At 54.2% G+C, this 21,166-nt stretch carries 17 protein-coding genes, 1 pseudogene and 1 riboswitch; of the genes and pseudogenes, 3 read left to right on the top strand and 15 right to left on the bottom strand.

What is annotated here, in order from left to right; all coding sequences use genetic code 11:
- Positions 1-31: 31 nt before the first annotated feature.
- A riboswitch (THF riboswitch) is annotated at positions 32-129 on the bottom strand.
- 50 nt (positions 130-179) lie between these two features.
- The 5 genes from EKM84_RS00470 to EKM84_RS00450 form a co-directional block, all read right to left on the bottom strand.
- The gene (locus EKM84_RS00470; protein ID WP_125762534.1) at positions 180-1,046 is read right to left on the bottom strand and encodes a DegV family protein; all 867 of its coding nucleotides are present in this window, start codon (positions 1,044-1,046) and stop codon (positions 180-182) included.
- A 288-nt stretch (positions 1,047-1,334) separates the two neighbouring features.
- On the bottom strand, positions 1,335-1,565 hold the full coding sequence (locus EKM84_RS00465; RefSeq protein WP_125762532.1) for a type II toxin-antitoxin system Phd/YefM family antitoxin: 231 nt from the start codon (positions 1,563-1,565) through the stop codon (positions 1,335-1,337).
- Positions 1,566-1,727: 162 nt separating this feature from the next.
- Complete coding sequence (locus EKM84_RS00460; protein WP_125762530.1) at positions 1,728-2,981, bottom strand: MFS transporter; 1,254 nt, start codon at positions 2,979-2,981, stop codon at positions 1,728-1,730.
- On the bottom strand, positions 2,965-4,278 hold the full coding sequence (locus EKM84_RS00455) for an alkaline phosphatase family protein (RefSeq protein ID WP_125762528.1): 1,314 nt from the start codon (positions 4,276-4,278) through the stop codon (positions 2,965-2,967). Before EKM84_RS00455 ends, EKM84_RS00460 begins: the two co-directional genes overlap by 17 nt.
- Before the next feature lie 7 nt (positions 4,279-4,285).
- Positions 4,286-4,714 carry a MarR family winged helix-turn-helix transcriptional regulator gene (locus EKM84_RS00450; RefSeq protein WP_125762526.1) on the bottom strand — a complete coding sequence of 143 codons (429 nt, stop codon included), beginning with the start codon at positions 4,712-4,714 and terminating at the stop codon, positions 4,286-4,288.
- A gap of 199 nt (positions 4,715-4,913) precedes the next feature.
- On the opposite strand from EKM84_RS00450, the gene EKM84_RS00445 reads away from it, so the two are divergent.
- The gene (locus EKM84_RS00445; RefSeq protein ID WP_125762525.1) at positions 4,914-6,620 is read left to right on the top strand and encodes an NFACT RNA binding domain-containing protein; all 1,707 of its coding nucleotides are present in this window, start codon (positions 4,914-4,916) and stop codon (positions 6,618-6,620) included.
- Positions 6,621-7,611: 991 nt separating this feature from the next.
- Here EKM84_RS00445 and EKM84_RS00440 read toward each other — a convergent pair.
- The 5 genes from EKM84_RS00440 to lspA all read right to left on the bottom strand — a co-directional run bounded on the left by EKM84_RS00440 (position 7,612) and on the right by lspA (position 13,348).
- Positions 7,612-10,185, bottom strand: a complete 2,574-nt coding sequence (locus tag EKM84_RS00440; protein WP_125762523.1) for a carbamoyl phosphate synthase preATP-grasp domain-containing protein — start codon at positions 10,183-10,185, stop codon at positions 7,612-7,614.
- A 2-nt stretch (positions 10,186-10,187) separates the two neighbouring features.
- Positions 10,188-11,267: a carbamoyl phosphate synthase small subunit gene (locus tag EKM84_RS00435; protein WP_125762521.1), complete on the bottom strand. Its 1,080-nt coding sequence runs from the start codon at positions 11,265-11,267 to the stop codon at positions 10,188-10,190.
- Positions 11,268-11,289: 22 nt separating this feature from the next.
- Positions 11,290-11,823 carry a bifunctional pyr operon transcriptional regulator/uracil phosphoribosyltransferase PyrR gene (gene pyrR, locus EKM84_RS00430; protein WP_125762518.1) on the bottom strand — a complete coding sequence of 178 codons (534 nt, stop codon included), beginning with the start codon at positions 11,821-11,823 and terminating at the stop codon, positions 11,290-11,292.
- Between the two features lie 137 nt (positions 11,824-11,960).
- Positions 11,961-12,884 (bottom strand): RluA family pseudouridine synthase, encoded by a 924-nt coding sequence (locus EKM84_RS00425; RefSeq protein ID WP_125762516.1) that lies wholly within the window; start codon positions 12,882-12,884, stop codon positions 11,961-11,963.
- Positions 12,884-13,348, bottom strand: a complete 465-nt coding sequence (lspA, locus tag EKM84_RS00420; RefSeq protein WP_125762514.1) for a signal peptidase II — start codon at positions 13,346-13,348, stop codon at positions 12,884-12,886. Before lspA ends, EKM84_RS00425 begins: the two co-directional genes overlap by 1 nt.
- A gap of 610 nt (positions 13,349-13,958) precedes the next feature.
- Between lspA and EKM84_RS14280 the strand changes: the two are divergent.
- Positions 13,959-14,378, top strand: a pseudogene (locus EKM84_RS14280) (transposase); the annotation flags it as partial.
- Here the strand turns inward: EKM84_RS14280 and EKM84_RS00410 are convergent.
- From EKM84_RS00410 to EKM84_RS00395, 4 genes are all read right to left on the bottom strand, one after another.
- Positions 14,264-14,617, bottom strand: a complete 354-nt coding sequence (locus EKM84_RS00410) for a YrdB family protein (RefSeq protein ID WP_125762512.1) — start codon at positions 14,615-14,617, stop codon at positions 14,264-14,266. The pseudogene EKM84_RS14280 and the gene EKM84_RS00410 overlap by 115 nt on opposite strands.
- A 152-nt stretch (positions 14,618-14,769) precedes the next feature.
- The gene (locus tag EKM84_RS00405) at positions 14,770-16,344 is read right to left on the bottom strand and encodes an ATP-binding cassette domain-containing protein (RefSeq protein WP_125762510.1); all 1,575 of its coding nucleotides are present in this window, start codon (positions 16,342-16,344) and stop codon (positions 14,770-14,772) included.
- 723 nt (positions 16,345-17,067) lie between these two features.
- Entirely contained in the window at positions 17,068-18,723 is a 1,656-nt protein-coding gene (locus EKM84_RS00400; RefSeq protein ID WP_125762507.1) for a formate--tetrahydrofolate ligase, read from the bottom strand.
- Positions 18,723-19,139, bottom strand: coding sequence for an EbsA family protein (locus EKM84_RS00395; protein ID WP_125762506.1), 417 nt, complete (start codon positions 19,137-19,139; stop codon positions 18,723-18,725). The genes EKM84_RS00400 and EKM84_RS00395 overlap by 1 nt, the downstream gene beginning before the upstream one ends.
- A 37-nt stretch (positions 19,140-19,176) precedes the next feature.
- Between EKM84_RS00395 and EKM84_RS00390 the strand changes: the two genes are divergently transcribed.
- Positions 19,177-19,581: a ribonuclease HI family protein gene (locus EKM84_RS00390; RefSeq protein ID WP_125762504.1), complete on the top strand. Its 405-nt coding sequence runs from the start codon at positions 19,177-19,179 to the stop codon at positions 19,579-19,581.
- Here the strand turns inward: EKM84_RS00390 and EKM84_RS00385 are convergent.
- Positions 19,557-20,681 carry an NAD(P)/FAD-dependent oxidoreductase gene (locus tag EKM84_RS00385; RefSeq protein ID WP_125762503.1) on the bottom strand — a complete coding sequence of 375 codons (1,125 nt, stop codon included), beginning with the start codon at positions 20,679-20,681 and terminating at the stop codon, positions 19,557-19,559. The two genes, EKM84_RS00390 and EKM84_RS00385, sit on opposite strands and share 25 nt — an antisense overlap.
- Positions 20,682-21,166 lie beyond the last annotated feature (485 nt).

Below are 21,166 nucleotides of genomic sequence, written 5' to 3'. Positions count from 1 at the left end.
CAGACATCTCCTAAGGGAGTTGCCACATTGCTGCGGTCAATGCGGAAATAAGATCGCGGGACACATTCCCTTCGTCCGGTGTTCACATTGCGTTCCACCAGCACTTGACGCCTTACTTCCTACTCCGTAAATTTAATTACAGGAGATAGCATACCATATTCATTGCCGACTTGCACGACTTATGCGCGATCAAAATCCTTGATCCAGGCTAAGGCCAAGGCTTTCTCCCCTAAGTGCGCGCCAATCACGGGACCGAAGTATGATTGTTCGACCGGAATTTCCGGATACTGCGTGGCAATCTTATTGGCCCAGGTCTGCCCGCCCTCGGGATCGTTGGCATTGATCACCAAGGCCCGTAATGGGTAATCGACCTGCGCTTGGGCCTCAACGAAGAGGTCTTCGACCCGAGCCAACGCCTTCTTACGGGACCGCACCTTTTCAAAGGCCACGATTTCGTGAGTCTCATCGTCAAATGTCAGTAATGGCTTGATCCGCAAGACGCTGCCAATGAAACCGGATGCGTTAGACAGTCGCCCGCCTCGCACCAAGTTCTGCAGGTCATCGACGACGAAGTATTCGCCAATCGTGGACCGCAAGTCGTCTAAGCGCGCGATGATGGCTTCGGGGGTACTTCCCTCAGCGGCCATCCGAGAGGCCTCAATGGCCAAATAACCCATCAATTTGACGGTGATCTGGGAGTCGTACGGAATCACCCGGATATTTTCAATCGTGGGGGCAATATTTTTCAATTGGTTCACAAAGCCAGAAATGGTGCTGGCCAGATGAATACTGATGACGGCGTCGTAGCCCTCATCGGCTAATTGGTTATATAAATTGATCATTTCGCCCAGCGGCGGTTGTGACGTGCTGGGGAATGATTTGGAATTGCGTAATTTCTCGTAGAATTCACTGGTGGAGATATCAACATCTTCATCGTAGGAGCGACCATCCATGATCACCGGAATCGGGACAACGTGAATGTGATACCGCTCAACTTCTTCTGCGGACAAATAGCTGGTACTATCGGTGACCACAGCAATCTTCATCTTTACACCTACTTTATCTTTTCATTCGTTTACCTAGAATAACATTTTTCCGGAACGATGGAAACCAACGATTCTAAAAAGCCCCATCAACGGGCATTCTTAAAATTCCCTTAACCGCCTGTTCGTCACGGACGATACCATTTAAAAAGGCCGGTGCATCCCCACAGAAATGAGAGGCAGCCGTCCTTTTTGACCCGTATGATATTTTGCTTGATATAGGGCTATTCCAAAAAACCTTAATGCCATGAGCTTTCTAACTTTATTTATCGTTATCGTGTGTCCGGCAAGCTAATTCTGACCACGCTTTGCCTGTTCTAACGAGGTCTGTAACCATTCACGATTCGCTGGATCATCTAAAATGTACCGGTTCTCGATCATATTGTTATATTCTTCCTCTGATATGAGCACAGCATTTTGCTGATTCTTACGTGTGATGGTAATCGGTTCAAAGACACCTGTGGCTTTAGCCATATATTTCTTCAGGTCCTTACGAAAATCCGTGTACGTGGTAGTTTGCATGCCTATTACTCCTTCCATGCATTCGACACTGTCCATGTAATTTATCACAATTGTCCCATAACAAGTAGCGATTACTACCAGATACACAAAAATTTTACTGATATGACCAATACCCTAAGAATCATACTCAAAAACGTACAGCTGACTGACCCAGAAATTCATTTATTTTGAAGTTTCAGTCGCTGATTTCGGAATCGCCCAGAAAATAACGAGTCCCAGGATAAACAGAATCGACAACGAGGCCGCCCCGATGCGCGACTGCCCGGTCCACTGCGTCACGACCCCCACTAAGATGGGCCCCAACACTGCAGAGAACTTGCCTAAAATGTTGTAGAAGCCAAAGAACTCACTCGAGCGTTCCTTGGGGACTAGTCGACCAAAGTACGAGCGGGAAAGCGCCTGAATGCCCCCTTGACTGGTCCCCACCAGCACGGCCAACAACCAGAAGCTGCCGACCGTCTTCAAGTTGAGGGCGGCCACACAGATCAACAGGTACATCACAATGGCAATCAGGATGCCCAAGCGCGTACTGGTCTTCTCCGCTAACCACTCATAGAGAATCGAGAACGGAAAGGCCACCAGCTGGACTACCAGAAGCACCACAATCAAGGTGGTACTGGTAATCCCAATGTCTAAGCCAATCGAGGTCGCCATGGTAAAGATGGTATCGACCCCATCGATGTAGCAGAAATAGGCCACCAGAAACCAGGCCAAGTATTTGTGCTGGCAAATGTGACTGAGCGTGACCCATACGCGCTGCCAACTCTGCTTGAGTGGCGCCTGGGTCACGGCCAGGGCGTGGCGTTGGTGGACGTTACGTTGAATCGGGATAAAGAAGACGACCCACCAGACGGCGGCCAGGACAAAGCCCCACCGGGCCACGGCCGTGCTCGACAACTGACCAAAACCGTGGGTGAGTTGCAGGATCATAAATAGAATAAAGGCGATGACACCACCCAGATAGCCAAAGCCATAGCCGACACTGGAGATGCGGTCCATTTGCTGGTCGTCACTCACGTCCGTCAGAAAACTATCGTAGAACAGGTTCCCCCCGGAATAACCCAGGACGGACAGAATATAGACGACTAGGAGCCATTGCCACTGAGTTGCCGGCAAGAGTGCTAGGCCCACCGTCATCAGCATCCCCAGCGAGGCAAACCCCGTCAGTAAGCGCTTCTTAAATCCCTGGTAATCCGCTAGGGCGCCCAGAAATGGGGCTAAAATGGCGACGAGCAAGGTTCCCAAGCTATTGGCATACCCCCAGTAGGCCGTGGCGTTGGCCGCCGTAACCCCACTGGCCTCCGCGATGCCCTTGAAGTAGATGGGTAAGACGGCGGTCGTGACGATAATGCCGTAACCGGAGTTGGCCCAATCGTAGAAGATCCAGCTCCATTGTTCCTTATTTAGCCGACGCATCGGGCACCCCCTTGAAGGCGGCCGTCAGTGCGTGACCGGGTAAGGGTTCGGGAAACTGGAGCCCCAACAGCTTGGCAAACGTGGGCGCCTCGTCGATCAATCGCGCTTGATCGATCGTCTGGTTTTCCTTAATAGCCGGCCCGTTCAAGACCAGCGTGGTGAAATAATCCGGCTTATCGGGATCGTACCCGTGCACGCCATGATACCGGTCGGGTTGCCCCAGACTAGCCGGGTCCACGGCTTCGACCACGGCGGGCCGGTTGGTCTCATCGGTAAAGTAATACCCGGCCTGCGCCTCGACCATGAAGCGACAATGCGGGTCGGCCCCGCGTTCGGTCGCTCTTTGCCCATCGATCACGGCCGTGACCCCCGGGGTTGCTGCTAAGAGGTCTCGTAAAGTCTTCGTGTCCGCAAAATTACGGGTATACACATAGGTACTCCCATCACAGGACTTTGCCAAAACGTGCCAATCATTCTTGACGGTCCCGTTTGCGGTCGGCGTTAACCAGCCCCGCTGGGCAAAGGCCTGATTCAGGTGGATCATGTGGTCAACGTTGATTTGGTAATAGTCCCCCAGAATGGCAAAGTTCGTTTCGGCAAAGGTTCCCGCCGCAATCGTCGCGTCGATCAGCTGCCCGACCCGCTTATCCAGCCGTTTTAACGCCGCCATGGCCTCAGTCGAGCGCACGCCGTAGCGGTGCCGCATGCTGTCCATGTCGACCAGGTGAATCAGCGTTAACCACGGTTGCTTGTGGGTCAACGTGTCCACCGCACAGGCCGTGATGAAGTCGTCGAGTTCGGGCTGCTGAATGCCCCGGCGTAAATGCCCGTACTTCCGATTCATTCGCAACAAAAAGGCCGGACTGCTAGCCTTGAGTGAGACCAGCACCTGATTGGTCCAGATGCGGTTGGGAAAGATCTCCGCTAAGTTATAGGTAATCTTACTCCCGGCCGTCACGGGCCATAGGAAGGCCGCCGTCTGCTTATGCTGTTGGCGCACCAGATCATACAGCGTCGGCACCTTGACGTCGCGCTGGTACCAATACCAATCCGGTGACTGGCGTTGCGGCTGTAATTTGGTATTGTTAACGATGCCATGGACCCGCGGGTATTGGCCCGTGATAATGGTCGTGTGCGAGGGATACGTCAGCGTGGGGTAAATGCCCCGCACCTGGCGGACCCGGGTCCCGGTGACGACCAGTCGGCGTAAATTGGGCAACTCCTCTAAATGCTCATCCAAATCGCGACTGCCCAGCGCGTCCAAAGAAATAACCACTAATCTCTGTTGAATAATCACTCACTCCTTAGTTCTCGACCGTTCGGCGACGATCCATACTTTTATCTAACCGGTTCAATAAAATCTGTAATAAATTGCGTTCGTCCGTAGACCAGTGTTCGAAGACTTGGTCGGATAAGGCCTCAAAGGCCGTGTTGATCTCTTCGGCGGTATCCTCGCCCTGTTGCGTTATTGTATATACCAACTGACGTTTATCCCGACCAATGGCCTTCTTGGTCACCATTTCCTTAGCCACCAGCCCCTTGAGCTGGCGACTCAGAGTCGAGGTATCCAGCTTGGTTTGTTGCGCCAAGATTTCTTGGGTGTTCTCCCCGCCACCAATGTGGTCGAGCAACTGCCATTCGGAAACGGTCAGGTGATGTTGCTTGGTCATCCGTTGCAGCAACGTTTGTTGCACCTTGTTGATTGCCATCAACGCGGCTAGACTTGATTTCATAAGACCCTCACTCCTTTTGATTGTATTGTACAACGATTTGGTTGGTGACCACAAGGCCCAGTTAGGGGAAAATTTACCACCTCCCGAACAATTCCGAACAATCTTCTTTGCACTTCGGCGGCGAGGCCGTTATACTTTAACTTGTGCCGTTTTTTCGAATTCAAAAATAAATTTATTTAATAGAAAGGTGTGTGCCGCAATGTCTTTTGATGGTTCATTCACCCACGCCATGGTCCACGAGTTGAGCCAGACGCTCACGACCGGTCGCGTCAGTAAAATCAATCAGCCCTACGCCAACGAAATTGTCCTGACGATTCGGGCCAACAGCCACAACTATCCCATCCTTTTGTCGGCCAACCCGACCTACGCGCGGATTCAAGTGACGCAGATTCCTTACGTCAACCCGCCCGTCCCCACCAACTTTACCATGATTCTCCGGAAGTACCTGCAGGGCGCCATCCTTAAGGACGTGAGCCAAGTCGCTAACGACCGGGTCGTCCACCTGCACTTCACCTCCCGTAACGAATTGGGAGACCAGCAGGAACTGCTCTTAATCATTGAAATCATGGCCCGTCACAGTAACGTCATCCTCGTCGACGGCGCCTCCATGAAAATTTTAGATGCCATTAAGCACGTCGGTTCCGACCAAAACCGTTACCGGCTCCTACTTCCGGGGGCACAGTACATCATGCCGCCAAAGCAGGACTTAGATGATCCGTTTGCCGGCGTCCGTGATGACCTGGACCAAACGATTCGGGATTACCCGAACCAGGAAGTCCTCGCCCAAACGCTCCAACACCAATATCAGGGGCTGGGCAAGGATACCGCAGCGGCTCTGGCGGCGACGCTTCACGAGACCGGCGATCACGCCGAACAATTCCAACAGTTCTTTGCTGGCTTCGATCACCCGCAACCCACTTTGGAAATCTCACCGAAGAACAAGACCAGCTTCACGGCCTTTCCATACCCCACGGCGGGTACCCAACAGTCTGCGGCCACGCTTAGCGAACTACTCGACACCTACTACCAGGACAAGGCCGAACGTGATCGGGTTCAGCAACAAGGCAGTGTCCTGATTCGCGTCGTCCGCAACGAGTTGAAGAAGAACCGCACCAAGCTCAAGAAGCTTCAACGGACTCTGGCCGAGACCGAGAACGCCGACGAGTACCGGATCAAGGGAGAAATCCTCACGACCTACCTGAACCAGGTCACCCGTGGCGAAACCGAGGTCACCCTGCCGAACTTCTACGACGAGAACCGGGACCTAAAGATTCAGTTGTCAAACCAGTTGTCCCCTAACCAAAACGCCCAGAAGTACTTCAAACGGTACCAAAAGGCCAAGAACGCGGTCATCTACGTCAACGAGCAATTGAAGATTACCCAGACCGACGTGGACTACTTTAACAATATCATGGCCCAGATCGAGCTGGCCGCCCCCAAGGACCTGATCGACATTCGCTTGGAGCTCCAACAAGGCGGTTATCTCAGAGACCACGATCACCAAAAGAAGAGCAAGAAGCAAAAACGGCAAAAGGTCAGCAAGCCAGACCGCTTCACGGCGAGCGACGGCACCAAGATCTCCGTCGGGAAGAACAACTTGCAAAACGACCAACTCAGCCTCCACACGGCCAAACGCACCGATATTTGGTTACATGTAAAGGACATGCCGGGCTCTCACGTGATCATCCACGCGGAACACCCGAGTGACGAGACCATTATGGAGGCCGCTAACCTGGCTGCCTACTTCTCTAAGGGCCGCGAGTCCAGCAACGTGCCAGTAGACTACCTGCCCGTTAAACGGCTGCACAAGCCAAATGGGGCAAAACCAGGGTACGTCATCTTCACGGGTCAGCGGACGGTCTACGTCACGCCCCAAAGCGACCTCGTAGAAAAACTGGCTGATTAACCGATTACCTGGATGTCACCAGCGCCTTACCGGGTGGTCAAAATACCTCGGAACGCTGTGGGCGGACACCCGAAGCCAAAGAACGGTCTTCGGGCTCGCTTTGAACCGCCCAACCCGCGTTTCAAAGACGCCAATGCTCTAAGTAGCTACCGCTACTTAGAGCATTCCCACGGCTGAAGGTATTTTGCCCACCCGGACGGCTGACCTACAGGTAGCCCGTTAGTCTGCCTGTAGGTATTCTACTCACGACTGCCACTAGTCAATTGTCAGTAACAACTAGTGCATCGCACAAGCTCAAATGTCATTCAGCAACTAATTGGTAATAACAACTAGTTTAAAATGCAAAAAGGCGTCACACCAAATCACCGGTGTGACGCCTTTTTGCTATATACATTATTTACCAATCTAAAATTCAGTAAATTCTAAGATCTCACCGACCAAATCATCCACTGAACCCAGTCGACCGGCGGGTTAAACCCGTGTCAGCCGCAGGGCTGGTGAAAATGGGCCGGTCGGGGGAGTGACCAGAGGCGCGCCAAGGTGCCCGGCTGTGTCGGTGAACTAGGCTGGAGGTTCTGTTCCAGCCTAGTTCACGGGACAACCTTTGAGACCACACCTCAGGCTCAAAGTTGAGGTGGAAGCCCGCCCTTCGGCTGGAACCGACCCCACAGCAGGGCTCCTTGAGCACGCCGGCGGGAACGGACGTCACAACTCTTGGAGTATCCCCCTGCCGACCAAAATCATCCACCGAACCCAGTCGACCGGCGGGTTAAACTCGTGTCAGCCGCAGGGCTGGTGAAAATGGGCTCAGCCGTGGGAGTTACCTTAGCGGGTTCCCCGCTTAGGTAACTGCTATCTTTGAGACTCGGGTTATGAGGCTCAAAGTAAGTCTGGAGACCGCCCTTCGGCTCCAGACGGGCGCCCACAGCGTCACGGCCCAGTTTTCACCAGCCCGGAGGCGAATCAAAACGCAAGTTTAACCAGCCAATGGTCAGATGGTGCGGTTGATGATTTGGTCGAGCTCGGAGGTGTCGCTGAGGTTGGTCAGCGTCAGCGCCTCGCTAGACCCAAACGCAATCGTCGCCCCCACCTCCTGATCCGTGGTCCCCGGCCGGTTCAACACGTGTAACTGCCGGAACGGAAAGGCCGCGTTCATCAAGGCGACCCGGGTGCTGTTCAGATCAATGCTGATTTTGGCCAGCTCCCCTTCGTCCAGCGTACCAATGTGTTGCCGCGTCAGCATGCGGACCCAGTTGACCCCGGTGACCTTACTGAGAAAGGCCATCTCGGTCAACCGCGTCGGCCGCACGCCAACGACGACTAGCTGTTGTGAATCATCGCTCTTGGGGGCAAAGAGGACTTGGATCATCCCCGTGACCTGCCGCGCGCTCACGGCCTCCTTGGCCTGCTCGACCAGGTTGACCCGTTTGGCCTTGGGCAGTTCTGCTGGCATCCGAAAGGCCGTGACCTGGGCCAAGGACTTGTTGATGCCGGGGGCAATCATGTCCATGACGCCGACCGCAATCTTCTGTTGCTTATGCACAAACAAGCTGACGCCAATCGTCGCCATTTCTGGAGCGGGTTCGCCCGTTTCCTGGTCGGGGGGGAGGACGTGCAGGTTGATTGGCAATTTACCCAACTCACGGGTCAGGTAGTGCCGGTTCCCCGGGACGATGACGATGTCGGGATGCTCGACCTGAATCACGTTGAGCACATCCCCCAGTTGAATCGGATCGACGTACTGTTTCTCGGTAAATTCCGGTGCCACGCCCACGGCATTCGGGTTGGTATTCATCAAAATGGTATGGTACCCAGCGCGCTTCAGTTGCTTGAGCATTTCCGTCGTGAAGTATTCCGCCGCGGAGTTAGGGCCTAACTGATTCCCGCCCCGACCCAAGACCAGCGCGGTCCGGTCACCCAAGGGCTGGCTTTCGTTTTCGTACTCGAAGGTACTGTAGTAGCCACTAAGATTCTCGGGAAATTCCCCGGCGGTCGGTTCGATCATCTTGTAGGTCGGCGTGATCTTGGCCTGCGCCGACAGATGGCGAATCGTGGCCGTATCCGTTTGCCAGATACGGGCGATCATCCCGTCACCGAACCCGTAATACCGAGCCCGTTGGAGGGTCGCCACGTCTAAGGGATTGTCTTGAATTTCTTTTTCAATCGTTAACAAATGGCGAAGCTTGACGAAATAGTAGTTATCAATTTTTGTTAATTCGCTCAACTCTTCGGGGGCATATCCCCGCCGTAAGGCTTCAATTAACACCAGAATTCGGTTCGCCAACGGATGAATCAGTTGCCGAATCATTTCCCCATCGGTCAGATTGCTGACGGAGGGTAAGACGTCTCGTGGCGAGAACTGCGAGCTCCGCACGGCCTTTAACATGGCTTCTTCGACCGAGCGACCCACGCCGACGGTCGAGCCCACGGCCTTCATGACGGTGTTCAGATGCTGGTCGGCGTCGGGCACCTCTTGAAAGGGCCAAATGGGGATCCGCACGCTCACGTGGTCGATGGTCGGCTCCATGATGACGGTCTGCTTGACGTACTGGCTTGGCAACTTGATGTCGACGAGCTTTTGGCCCAGGAGTAAGGCGCCGTTGACCAGGGCAATCGGATAACCGGTCGTCCGGGCAGCCAGGGCCACGCCCCGCGAGAAGTACGGTGCAATCTTAGTCACGTAGAAGTGTTGGTTGGCCGGGTTCAGGGCAAAGTGGAGGTGTAAGACCCCCACGATTCCCAGCTCGGTCGCAATCCGAAACGTGGCGTCCCGCAAGTCTTGATACTCACGGTCGTTGAGCGTTTGTGGTGGTGTTACCAGAATGGAATCGCCGGAGTGAATCCCAATCGTATCGACGTTTTCCAAGCCGGCGACCAGGACCTCGGTATCGGCGACGTCTCTGACGGCCACCATTTCGATTTCCTTGTACCCAATCACACTACGCTCCAGGGTACACTGGTCAAAGCGCGACTGCTGAAAACCCTGGGTCAACGCGTTAAACATGTCATCCACGTTGTCGCAGACGGTCCGGTTGGTGTCCAGTCTGGGTGCTACCGGCTTCACAATCAGGGGGAACCCGATTTTCTCGACCAGACCTCGCGCCTCATCGAGGGTGCCCACGACTTGGGCCTCAATCACGGGCTCGTGAATCTCCTTGAGCGTGGCGTTCAGGTCGGCCGGATTGTTGATCTGCTGCAAGGTCGTGGTGGGCATCCCCAGCAGGCGCACGTTAAAGTTGGCCAGGTCGCCATTTTCAACGAGTTCCTGGGCAATCCGAATGCCCAATAGGCCGCCCAGCGTCGGCAAAATCGCATCGGGCTGGTCCTTTTCAATGATGTGGCGGACATTAGCGGTCGTGACCGCCTGCACGTACATGTTGGTCGGCTGAATCTCCTCCAGCGCCACGGAGAACGGGTTGTTGTCAATGACTAGCGTCCGGACCCCGTGCTTTTTAAAGCTGGTAATGATTTGGACCGTGGCACTATCGAGTTCCGTTTCGTGACCGATCTCGGTTGGCCCGCCGCCGATGATCAAAACTTTTTGAATGTTATCCAAGTTTGGCAAGCTTATCCCTCCCGGCGTGCTGTCATGGCTTCCATAAATTCATCAAATAAATCGCGACTCTCGTGAGGACCGGGGGCACCATCCGCAAAGAATTGCACCGAAAAAGCCGGAAAGTCCCGGTGGCGTAACCCTTGGACGGTCCCGTTGATCAGGTCCACGTAGGTGGTGATCAGGCGGTCGCGGTCGATTGATTTGGCAATCACCGCGTACCCCTGACCCTGGGTCGCATAAATAATATCGTTGGTAATGATTCGACGAATGGGATGACTACTACCGTGATATTCAACCGGTAGCATGGTCAGTTCCGCCCCGTTGGCTAGGGCAAAGAGCTCGTGGCCCAGGCCAATCGCAAAGAGGGGAATCTCCGCTTGAACCTCGCGAATCATATCGAGAACCCCTTCGCCGAGGTCTAACGGTGAGCCGGGGCCGGTGGAGAGTAAGACCCCGTCCGGATCCAGGTTTAAGACGTCCTGAGCGCTGGCCGTCCACGGTAGGACCGTGACGTTACACCGGCGCTCGGACAATTGCCGCAAGATGCCGTGCTTTAACCCGAAGTCGATGACGACCACATTTTTCCCCGTATCCGGGTTCGGATAAGGCTTGGGTGTGGCCACCTGGTCGACTTGCCGGTTCGTCAGCACCGTGGCGTTCAGCTGGTCAAAGGCATGGGCATCGGCCACATCCACGATACTGCCCTTCATCGGCCCATCTTCTTGGCGGAGCTTCCGGATCAGGTGGCGCGTATCAATGCCACTGATGCCGGGAATGTTGTGCTGCTGGAGAAATTCGTCAAGGGACAGCCGGGATAACCGGTTGGTCGAGATATTGGTGACGTCTCGGACCACCATCCCCTTGGCTGTGGGCAAAATCGACTCGTAGCTATCGTGGTTGATGCCCACGTTACCAATGGCTGGCTGGGCAAAGATAATAATTTGGTTGTGGTAGATTTGATCGGTAATCGTTTCCTGATAGCCTAATAGATTTAAGTTGGAGATAACCTCTCCGCTCGTCGTGGCACCGGCACCGAAGCCTTCGCCGGCATAGGCCGAGCCGTCTTCTAAAATCAAATAGCGTTTTGCCATGTAAAATCGACCCCCTTGCCCCTTATGCCTGTTGAATCTCCACGGCGTCACGGTCGTCAATTTCACTGACGGAGACCTTGATCCGTTCGCGCTGGGAGCTCGGAATATTCTTGCCAACGAAGTCCGCTCGAATCGGGAGTTCCCGGTGGCCCCGGTCGACTAAAACGGCCAGATTGATGCTCTTGGGCCGCCCCAAGTCCATGACGGCACTCATGGCTGCTCGAATGGTGCGACCGGTGTACAACACGTCATCCACCAGGATCACCTTTTTACCAGCGACTGAGAAATCCATGTTGGTCGCCGTGACTTCGGGTTCGCTCTGAGCATCGTGTTCGATGTCGTCACGGTACGGCGTGACATCCAGATCACCCACGGGAACCGTGACGTTTTCTAGTTGTTGTAAGCGACTAGCAATCCGTCGCGCGAGGTAGACGCCCCGCGTTTTAATGCCTAAAATGACGAGATCATCGACCCCTTTATTGCGTTCGATAATTTCGTAAGTAATTCGGGTCAGGGCCCGTTGCATTGCCATTGCGTCCACAACTACCTTTGCCATCTGTATTTCCTCCTTAAAAGTTTCACGGCGTTAGCGTAAGTGCAGGAAACGGGCGCATTTCTTCGGCAAAATGGTGAAGAAACCCGCCCGCCTGATTCGGCAAACCCGTTTATCTGATTAGTGCTAGCTTAAAAAAACTAAATTGCTTTGTCAACCGGCAATCCCGCCTGCTGGCGCAAGTGGCGCACGGCCTTGGCGAAGTTTTCGGGAACCGGCGCGGTGAAGTCTAACTGTTCACCGGTCGTCGGCTGCTTGAAGCCCAATTCACGGGCGTGTAGAAACTGGCCGGCACCCTTTAGCGTGTGCTTAGGCCCATACAGCGGATCACCCGCGACGGGATGGTTGATGTAGGCCATGTGGACCCGAATCTGGTGCGTCCGGCCGGTTTCCAAGCGACACGCCACTAAGGAATAATTCCCGTAGCGCTCCAGCACCCGGAAATGAGTCACGGCAGGCCGCCCGTCAGCGACGATGGCCTGCTTCTTGCGGTCCTTAGGTGACCGACCCAAAGGCGCGTTGATGGTCCCGTCTTCTTCCTTGAAGTTGCCGTGCACGATGGCCACGTACTCCCGCAGGTTGGTCTTGGCCTGTAACTGGGCCGACAAGCTCTGATGGGCGTGATTGTTCTTGGCCACCATCAACAGGCCCGAGGTGTCCTTGTCGATGCGGTGCACGATGCCGGGCCGCAGGGTGCCGTTAATGCTCGACAGCGGGCTGTGGTACAGCAGCGCGTTAACCAGTGTGTGGTCCGGGTGCCCGGGTGCGGGATGGACGACCATCCCCTGGGGCTTGTTGACCACGATAACATCGTCATCTTCGTAAACAATGTCTAGGGGAATATTTTCGGGGGTCAAATCCAAGGGAACGGGGTCTGGCAGTGCAATGTGCACCGTCGCGCCAACCTTGGGCTTGACCTTAGGCTTGACTGGCTGCCCGTCGACCGTGATTTGGCCGGCTTCGATGGCATTTTTCGCCTGTGAACGAGAAATCGTGGCCACGTTATCCGCCACTAATTTATCCAGCCGGTCTGAAGTCGTTACTTGAAAGTCTGTTTCTTGCATCACTGTGCCTCCCGTCGATCAGCTAGGAAGACGCCAATCGCGATTAAGATGACGCCGACCGTCAAACAGCTGTCGGCGAAGTTAAAGATTGGAAAATTAATAAAATCGAGTTGGAACATGTCGACCACGTAGCCTTGCAGCAGGCGATCAATAAAGTTGCCAATCGTGCCCGCCATCATCAGGGTCAGGCCGAGTTCCTCTACCCAGTGTTCTTTCTGATTGCGGTACTGCCAGAAAAAGTAGCCCATGATGCCTAACGCCACAATGGCGATGACCGTAAAGAACCACATTTGGCCCTGTAAAATACTCCAGGCGGCCCCGTCGTTACGCAGGTGCGTGAGCGACAGGAAGCCGGGGATGAGTGGGTGCTCGCCACCAAGGGCGATGTTGACCACTACCGCGTGCTTGATCCACTGGTCAATGACCACCAGTAGCACGATTAAGATTGTATCTGCAATCAGCATAAAATCCGGAACACCTTTCCTATAAGTCGTTACCGAAAAGTATACCAGAAAATGGCCCCCCGCGCCCTTCTCCACACTAGAAAATTCCTACTTTGTCTGAATCCTTCCGCCGCCGACCAGCGGGGAGACTACCTGTGGGGACCAGGCGAAGCCAAAGAGCGGTCTTCACCTTCGCCTCAAAGCCCCGAAACCCGCGGGTCTTTCAGGTCGCCCCGGGCTGTAAGACCGGAAGTCCACCGGTCAAGCATCCCCGACACAGGTAGTCTCCCCACTGGTCTCTGGCTCCAGGATTCAAACAAAGTTGGCCTGTTTCCCTACCTCAGACTCTGATGACTTCACTAACGCTCAGGTTTCCGGCCAATCAAATCCCCCGGCTGGGCCCATTTCGACCACCCGCACGGCTGACGTTGACGCGCTGGTTTCAAGGAGCACGGTCATTTTCTGATTACGTTTAGTTTATTTACCTAAAGGTTGAAAGTTAAATTGTACAGTAAAGGCCCGGCATGCCGGGCCTTTACTGTACAAAAATAGACATGGATTACTCCATGCTTGTATATTTGAGTCGTCTAAAAAAATATACAAGGAGAATCTATGCCCATGTCTAATATGCATCATTCAAATGTATGCTCGTCGCTGGCAGATTGAAGGCTATTTCAAAGTTGCGAAACAATATCTTCAATTCGATAAAACCCAGATTCAAAGCTACGACGGACTTTGCGGCCACATGGCACTGGTCCTAATAGGCTATGATATTTTGGCCTTAGCGCAACGAGAGAATCAGGATGATCGACCCTTACCAGAAATTGCATTCACTAATGCTTTGCATCGGTCGTTGAAAGCCCTAACTGGTATAGCTAAAAAGCTTGATATGAGTGAATCGATATTGAACCCAATTCTCGATAAACATTTTCCATTTCATAAACTACTGCCATATATTCCATCTCCAATGTGTGCCATTATTGCATTCAGACCAACTACAACTCCATATACAGTCCCTACACGAACTGACACTTTAGTTATTATCATATAACTACAGAGACCAAAAATGATAATCTCAATCGTTACTCTCAAACGTAGGTCCACTCTGTTTGGTGATAAAGGAGCCATACAAATAGACCAAATCACATAAATTACAATTGGTACTAAAATCCCCATCAGTAAGTTAAGTGGTAACTTATATTTTGTAAAACCTACAAAAGCTAATGTTATTAGAGTTATCATTTCTATTAAAAATCTTAACAGCGCATTAATTTGAAAAAGAATATGCATTCAGCTCAACTCCTTCAAAAATTCAAGATTTGTTTTCTACCATTCTCGAATCCGCTTGATTCATGCATTTTTTTGGCGACCGCAATCGATTCATTTCTTGTTCGCCTTCATTTCTTATTGCTTATTTTTTTCGTATCCTGTTTTGTTTCAACTCACGCTTGCATCGTCAACTGACCATCCCGCAACTGGTACACGTGGTCGAACAGCGGACGGACTTCTGGTGGGATGTGGTGGTCGACCTCGATGATGGTCTTGGGCAAGCGCAGGATCGTTTGGTGAATGGCGATTGAGGTTTGCTCATCCAGTGACGCCGTGCCTTCATCGATGAAGATCAGCTCGCGGTCAAATAAAATGGCGCGGGCAATCTCTAACCGCTTCACCTGCCCGCCCGACAAGTTCTGCCCCTCATCCCCAATTTGGTAGTCCAAGCCATCGCGGTCGACCAAGTCCATGAGGCCGGCCTCCTGACAGGCGTGGGTGACCGCTTCGTCCGTGAAGTCCAACCCCAGTGTCAAATTGAAGCGCAGCGTGTCGTTAAACACGATTGGTGACTGATTGACCGTGCTCATCCCCGCGTACTGCTTGACGGGCTCACCGTTGATGGCGACCTGCCCGCTGCTCGGCGCCAAGGCCCCATCAATCAACCGCAGCAGCGTCGTCTTGCCACTACCGGATTCGCCTTGAATCAGAATTTTTTCGCCCCGGGCAACGGCAAGGTTGATGTCGTGCAGGATTGATGTCTCCTGCCGGTTAAATCCGAGCTGTGTCAGGGTTAATTTTTCAAAACCAGCCGTGACCGCCGCCGGCTCATTGACCGGTTGGACCGCGTCCTTGATGCGCTGGCGAATCTTCCCGGTGCTGTTCAGCGTGTTAAAGCTGTTCACGACCTGCCCGGCACTGTTGATGATCCAGTTGGACGAGTACTGAATCGCGACGAACTGGGACAAGCTGATGCGGCCCTGAATCGTGGCGTAGATTCCAATCCCGATGGGAATCAGCGTACATACGTAGAAAATGGCTTCCACCACCGCGTTGGACAGGGCAATTTCGTTTTTCATGGCGGCGTTGGCGTGCTCCACATTTTGAATGGCCGCCGTTGTTTTCGGCTCGATGCCCGGCAATGCTCGGTATTGGCGTAACGCTAAGGCCCCCTTCAACACGTCCTTCAGTGTGCCCGACCACTGGCTGTTTCGCTGTGACCAGGCCTCGCTGCGCACATTGATCCGGTTCCGAAATAAACGCGGAATCGCCGAGGGAAAAATCATAAAAGCCATGAAGACCAGCGTCAGTTCAACGTTGTTGGCCAGCGAATAGGCCAGGGTCACGACGCAGGTCACCAGCACACTGATCAACGCGAACAGCTGGCGAATGTAGTTGTCTTCGAGTAATTTCAAATCGTTCATGAAGAAGGACAGGTTCGTCGCCACAAAATCCTTGGAGTCCACGGTTCGCCGCTGTAGCAGCCCCCGCAGCAGTTGCGTCTTCAACCGCCGATTGACCGTGACCACATTTTTATTGATCACGACCGTATTCAGGTACGTGGCCAGGCTGAACCCAAAGTAGCCCAAAATAATGACAATCACAAACGGCACGATCCAACTCACATGCTTAGTCTCAATGATTCGGAAGATAAACGCATACATCGCAGCATTAAACGGCGTCGACAGCCCCGCCAGCACCGCGGTAAAAACCGCCAATCCCACTAATTTCTTATTCGCAAACTTCATTGGCCCACCCCTTTAAGCAGTATCCTAATTTTAATGATTCTCTCATATTATAATCATTCTATCATTTTTTTCGCTAGCAGCTACCCTTTTCGTTAATTATGCCAATCTCCCATCCAAAGGACAGCAAAAAGCGCTAGTTCCCAATCATTTAGAAAGGTAACTAACGCTTCTTTGATTATTAATTGCGCGAAATCACACACGCAATGTTTATTTTAATTTAAAACTGGATTCAACCACTGACAATTTAACAACTAGTGTCAGCTCGACTAGTTTGATTGGGCAAACCATCCGGTCACATTGAAATCAGGCAAGAGCCATGGCAAAAATACTGCGTTGTGCCGGGCTAAATCCGTGTTAGCCGTAGGGCTGGGAAAACTGGGCTAGTCGTGGGAGTGACCAGAGGCGGATCAAAGTGACCAGCTGTAGCTCACAGCAGCCCGTAGATTTGCTATCGACGCCAGCACACGCAATCCAATCCTAGAATACTCCAAGAAGGGTCATGGCGTTGTGCTGGGTTAAATCTGTGTTAGCCGCAGGGCTGGTGAAAATGGGCTCAGCCGCGGGATTCACTGAGGGAAACCCTCAGTGAATGGTGACTTTGAGACGCGTTCTTGGCGGCTCAAAGCAAGTCCCGAGACCGCTCTTCGGCTCGGGGCGTCCTCCCCACAGCGTTCCGGCCCATTTTCACCAGCCCGGAGGCGCTAACAACGACAGATTTACCCCTTAGAACAACCCAGTGATCTTGCCGTTAGCGTCGATATCCATGTCCAGTGCGGCCGGGTGCTTCGGCAACCCTGGCATCGTCAATACGTTTCCCGTCAAGGCGACCACAAACCCAGCCCCCAACCGTGGCGCAAACTCGCGCACGTGAATCGTGAAGTCCGTTGGGGCCCCCAGTTGGTGGGCGTCGTCCGTCAGGGAGTATTGGGTCTTGGCCATGCAGACGGGCAACTTGTCCCAGCCGTGCTTGGCAAAGGTCTTCAACTGGCGGGCAGCCTTAGCCGACAACTCGACCTTGGCCCCACCGTAAATTTTCTGGGTGATGGCTGTCATTTGGGTCATCAGGTCCGCGCCAGCGGGTGCCAGGCGGGCGAAGTGCTTAGGCTGTTGCGTGGCCGTGACGACCTTTTCGGCCAAATCAGTGGCACCGGCACCCCCATCGGCCCAAACGGTCGTGGTGGCGACGGGAACGCCCCAGGCGGTCACGTCAGCCGTCAGGGCCGCAATTTCGGCGTCCGTATCGCTGGTGAAACGGTTGATGGCCACGACGACCGGCACACCGTACTGTTGCATGCTGGTGATGTGGCGCTTTAAGTTGGCGCTACCCTGTTGCAGGGCGGCGAGGTTTTCCGTTTCCAAATCGGCGCGCTTGACCCCACCGTTATACTTGAGGGCCCGCACTGTGGCGACAATCACCACGGCGTCTGGCGTTTGACCGAGCACGGGGGTCTTGATATCCATGAACTTTTCCCCACCGAGGTCGGCCCCAAAACCGGCTTCCGTCACGGCAAAATCCCCGAGTTGCAGGGCCGTCTGGGTCGCGAGCACTGAGTTACAGCCGTGGGCGATGTTGGCAAATGGTCCACCGTGAATGATGGCTGGGTTGTGCGCCAACGTTTGGACCAGGTTGGGCTTGATGGCGTCCTTCAACAGGAGCGTGATGGCCCCACCGACCTTCAAGTCGCCGACCGTAACCGGTTCCTTGTCGTAGGTGTAGCCAATCAGGATGCGGTTGACCCGGTGCTTAAGGTCCGTCAGGTCTTCGCTCAGGCACAACACGGCCATTAATTCACTGGCCACGGTGATGTCAAAGCCATCTTGCCGCGGCACACCGGATGTCCGGCCACCCAGGCCAATGACGGTCTGGCGCAGCTCACGGTCGTTGATGTCCAAGACCCGTTTCCACACGATTTGGCGGGGGTCCAGGTTCAGCTCATTGCCCTGTTGGATGTGGTTATCAATCAGGGCGGCCAGGGTGTCGTGCGCCTCGGTCAGCGCGTGCATGTCCCCGGTGAAATGCAAGTTGATGTCTTCCATTGGCACCACTTGGGCGTAGCCACCCCCGGTCGCGCCACCCTTCATCCCCATGACGGGGCCCATCGAGGGTTCCCGCAAGGCTAAAACGGTTTGGTGACCCAATAGGTTCAGGGCATCCCCCAAGCCAACGACCACGGTCGACTTCCCTTCACCGGCCGGCGTGGGGTTGATCGAGGTGACCAGCACCAATTTGCCTGGGGTATGGTTGCCCGTCAGTGGGAGGTTGATCTTGGCCTTGGTATGGCCGTAGGGTTCAATCTGGTCGGTGGTCAAACCGACCTTGCCCGCCACCTGTTCAATGGGTTCTAACTGTGTTTTTTGTGAAATTTCAATATCGCTCACTAATTTTCCTCCTTCACGCCGTTGGCAACCATCGCGTCCCGCAAGAGGCTTGCGAGTTCGATCGCCGAGTTCCGTGGTAATAAGAATTGATAAATCTTGCCCTGCGCCACAATCCCCAACCGGTACCGGGACTGTTGGACGCTGCGGACTTGCTTCAACGGGATGACCAGGTGGCGGTGATTCAAGACGGTGCTGACCGTCAGGACGCCATTGGCCATGGTAATATTTCTAAAATGGATCTCTAACCAGCACAAGAACGCAAAGGCCACGAAGAACCCCAGCGTATACCAGTTAAAATGGGTGACCTCGAGCCAGAAGATGGCCCCCATCAACAGGACGATGAGCGTCCAGCTCCAGTTGATAATGCTGCTGAGGGGATTCGGTTGATACAAAAATCGTCGTTCCTGGGTTATCATTGGTTTAAACACCTCACGAAAGAATTGGAGTGATTCCATGTTTTCTCTATATACGGACGCCGCGACACAACCCCAGTCGGGTCTGAGTGCCGGGGGCATCTTAATCATTCACGACCATCATCAGACCCAACTGAGTGCGCCCCTGACGGCCACGACCAACCACACCGCCGAGTTTGAAATTGCCCGGTTAGGTTTTGAAAAATTGGCCACGCTAGCGACCGACCCGGCGCACACGACCGTCCTGTTCTATACCGACAGTCAAATCGTCAACGATAGTGTCGCCAAGCATTACGCCAAACACTACCAACAGTTGGTCGACGACCTGTTGGCCGCACAGGCCCCGTTTCAGCTGGTGCTCACGCAATGGGTTCCCGAGAAGCAGAACCGTGGCGCGCACACCCTAGCCAATCAGGCGCTTCATTCCGCCGAAGACGTTAAATAAGTCGTCAGTGGCAACTCGTATTCGCTCCAGTCTGGCATACCGCCGTACAGCGCGGAACCCGCTAACAATCGTCCGACTTGCGGTCCGGTCGTTAAGCCGGAAGACCCCAGTCCAGAGGCCACGAGGAATTTCTCCTGGTCCGGAATCGGTCCAAAGAATGGCGCGAAGTCAGCCGTGTAGGCCCGTGTCCCCACGCGAACACCCGTGATGTTGTCCGCGGTCACGTCAGCCATCAGCCGTTGGGCACTGGCCAGGAGATCGGCGGTGACGGCCGGATCGGCGGCCAAATTAAACTTGCCGTCGTCCTCGTGAGTCGCCCCAACAATCAGCTTACCGTGGCCAAACGGCACGAAATCACGTTCACCCTCGGGCATGACAACGGGCATATTTTCGTTCAACGGATAATCCTTGACGGCCAGCTCAATCAGCTGGCCTTTTTGTGGTCGCACGGCGGCGGTGATGCCTAGGGGTGCCACAAGTTCTTTGAGCCAAGCACCGGCCGCGATGATGACGCGGTCAAACTGCCGCGCGCCCAATGACGTCAGGACTTGGCCCTGGGCATCGAGACTGACGCGTTCGCGCCGAATCGTCAGGTTCTTCTGCGTCGCCTTAGCCAACAAGCCGCTGACCAACGCCGCACCGTCGACCCGGGCCCCGCCGGTGATGAAGACCCCGGGCTGGGCCCGCGACAACAGTGGCACCTTGGCCTGAACCTCGGCGGCATTTAACGTCGTCACGGTTCCCATGGTAGCGGCGTCCTGCCGGCGTTCCTGGGCTAAATCAAACAGCGTTTCCAGGTCCGTGGGCACTTCGCGGGTCACGATGGTCCCGGTCTGTTGATAGACATCGGTCCCCAGTTGCGCGTCATGCATCAGTTCGGGGAATAAATCTGCCCCGGCCTTGGCCAACCGGTACCAGCGTTGGTTCCGGCGTTTAGACAGCCACGGCGAAATGATGCCTGCGGCGGCCGTGGTCGCCTGTCCGGTCCCGTCATCAAACAACGTGACCTTGGTCTGCTCGCTTCCGGGCAAGGTGCTTAAATAATACGCAGCGGTCGCACCCACGATACCGCCGCCAATAATGGCAATGCGTTTTTCCATAACGATACTGACCCCCTAATTAGTGTTAGAAAGCACAAGTTAACGCCCCAACGTTAACTTAACTGGTCTGACCGTTCCCGGCGGCGAGTTCAGGAAGCCCTGCTGTGGGGAACGCTTCCGGCCTGAGAAACGGTCTTCCAGCTCGCCTTGAAGCCTGGAAAGTTCCCAGTCTCCAAGGTCGTCCCATGGCCTAGGCTGAGTGAGAGACCTCAGCCAACGCCATCGACACAGCTGGTCATCCTGACTCGCCTCTGGTCACTGACATCGACCAACTAAGTTAACGTGGCCTTACTGCCTGGTAAATCCGCTCAGATAGGCCGAACAAGTTTGAGACCTGCGTCGGTCAAGGTCAAATCAGAGAGTCCGTGTGTGTGACCAGAGGTGGGCCAAGGTCCCCCGCTGTGTCGATGGTCTTAGCTGAGCGGTTTTTCTCAGCTTAGAGCATGGGACGGTCTTGGAACCGGGCGGTTTTCTGCCCGGTTTCA

Source organism: Levilactobacillus mulengensis, assembly GCF_003946045.1.
In the GTDB taxonomy this organism is placed as follows: domain Bacteria; phylum Bacillota; class Bacilli; order Lactobacillales; family Lactobacillaceae; genus Levilactobacillus; species Levilactobacillus mulengensis.
The sequence above is the reverse complement of the archived record's forward strand: the minus strand, read 5'-3'. Positions and strand labels throughout refer to the sequence as shown.